At 30.5% G+C, this 2,263-nt stretch carries 2 protein-coding genes; both read right to left on the bottom strand.

What is annotated here, in order from left to right; genetic code table 11:
- The coding region (locus AB2369_RS13015; protein ID WP_367666898.1) for a saccharopine dehydrogenase family protein at positions 1-808 on the bottom strand (808 nt) is incomplete at its 3' end.
- Positions 809-964: 156 nt separating this feature from the next.
- Positions 965-2,263: S-layer homology domain-containing protein (locus tag AB2369_RS13010; protein ID WP_367666897.1), on the bottom strand; the 1,299-nt coding region annotated here is incomplete at its 5' end.

Here is a 2,263-nt window from a genome sequence, read left to right as displayed (position 1 = left end):
CATTGATATTAAGTTCATGAGTGGATGTAAGACCTGCTAAGCTAAGATCTCTAAAGCCTTCGTACGCTGAGGATGGTTCAAGGCTGAATCTTATAGATACGTTTTGAATTCCTGGGTAATATCTTGGGAATGTAAATACTTCAGGATGACCTATTCTAGTAACCTTTCGAATACCATAGGGTTCTCCAAAGTCGAAATCCCATTCTTCACGGAATGAGGGTTCATTGAATTTCTTTCCGTCTTTGATATATGGAGCATTGTGTATACATTCTAGCATATGTCCAAGGACTGCAGGACCACCAGGTTCTTTTTCATCACATGCAAAATAGAATATGGCTTCATCTAGTGAATCAAAATAACGTTGTTCTGCACTGCAAGCTAGCACTGATAGAAATCCTGGGCTTGCACCAAGGCCCATTATCATACTGAGTCCCTTTTCTTCTGCTCTTTTAGGTAAATCTGATTCAAATATCTCATTAAATGCTTCAATATCATCGCAGAAGTCAATATAGTGTTTGCCTGCTCTTATTGTAGTTTCTATAATCTTATATGCAAGGATATGATAAGGGCCTGTACAGTTAGCAACTACGTCACAATCTTTTATGAGTTCATATAATGCCTCCTCATCAGAGACATCAACTTCTGCAGCTTTAACTATTGGTGAATTAAGCTTTTCTACGATCTTCATATTTTTTTCAAGATTACGGGATGAAATTATTACCTCGTCAAAGATGCTACCATGATTGATTAAATCCTTGATTCCATAGAGTGCTTGAGAACCTGCTCCACCTAATACAACTAATTTCATAATAACCCTCCTTAAATAGTTTTGGCATATAATATTGATATATTATTGTCAATATTATATCACCAATAGTTGTAAAAATCTAATAAAGAAGGGTTTTAATTTTATATGAAAAAATAAAGGGTATTGGTTGTATATTTACCAATACCCTTTTTAAAATTACCTATCCAAAATATTATATATTAAGGCAGCTGCTTCTTCTCTTGTTAAATTATCTTTTGGTCTAAAAATTCCTTTTCCACTTATAATTCCCAATCCCTTGGCAATTGCCACATGACCTCTTAGATTAGTTGATATTTTATCTATATCATCATATTCCAATTTATATATATCTCCTAAATCCTCTAGTGGCTCCTGCCCAAAGGCTCTGACTATATATTTTATAGCTTCTTCTCTGGTCACCTTTGATTCCAAGTTTTTTTCTTCTTTTTTTAATATTCCGTCATTAATAAATCTTTCATACATATAATTTTGATCTTCATATAAATAATACATATCTTTGATTTGGGTAATTAACTGGAAAAATTCCTTTTGGGTTATTTCTTGTTTTGGTTTAAATAGTTCTCCTTTAAATAAAACAATATAATCTTGTAATTTATTTATTTGATTTTTAGCAAAACTATTTTCTATATCTTTATATTTTATTAATCCCGCCTTTTCCATAGTTTCTTTTTTATTGTCTATAACTTCCGCCTTTTTAGCATCTACTATTAAATATTTATCTTTAAAATCATATACTAATCTGACATCTTTTTTCTCTCTTTTATCATTCTCTCTTTGATATTCTAGGACTAATTCTTTATCTTCTAATAGTATATCTTTAGCTTTATCTTTCTGGATTACATTATTTGGAGGTTCAAATTCCAAATCACTCCAGTTATGAATATATGACACCACATCCCCTGTAGCATTACTTAAAGCTATTCTAAAACCATCATTTTCAACTTTAACACCATTTACTGTTCTTACAAATAAAAAATTCGATGTATTGTCATCATCATAGATTGGATATTCATTTTCATTCTCTATATATTCTACTTCTTTATATTTTTCAGGACTACTATTTTTTATTAATTCATTTGCTTTTTTTAGTAACTCTTCTTTACTATATTTTTGCTTCTTCTCATCCATATTTCTGGATCCAGGGTCAGAAAAATCTATAATCTCTCCTGTTTTAGCATCTATTGTTGTACCAGTACCACTTCCGTGATCTCCCATATATTTCATAACCATTAATTCCCATATATAGATATCCTTTTCTTTGTTGCCTATTAACTTATGACTTTCTATCTTATATTCTTTTCCTAATTTAAACATATCCACTATCTTTTCACTTGCTTCTTTTCTAGTCAGGATTTTTTTGGAGTTTATTAATTTGTTTTCTTCTTCTGATGATATACTTTCCATATTTTGATGGAATCTAGAACTATATATGGGATATATAGATTTATATGAAGT

It is taken from the genome of Clostridium sp., from assembly GCF_040797585.1.
In the GTDB taxonomy this organism is placed as follows: domain Bacteria; phylum Bacillota; class Clostridia; order Clostridiales; family Clostridiaceae; genus Clostridium_Z.
The sequence above is the reverse complement of the archived record's forward strand: the minus strand, read 5'-3'. Positions and strand labels throughout refer to the sequence as shown.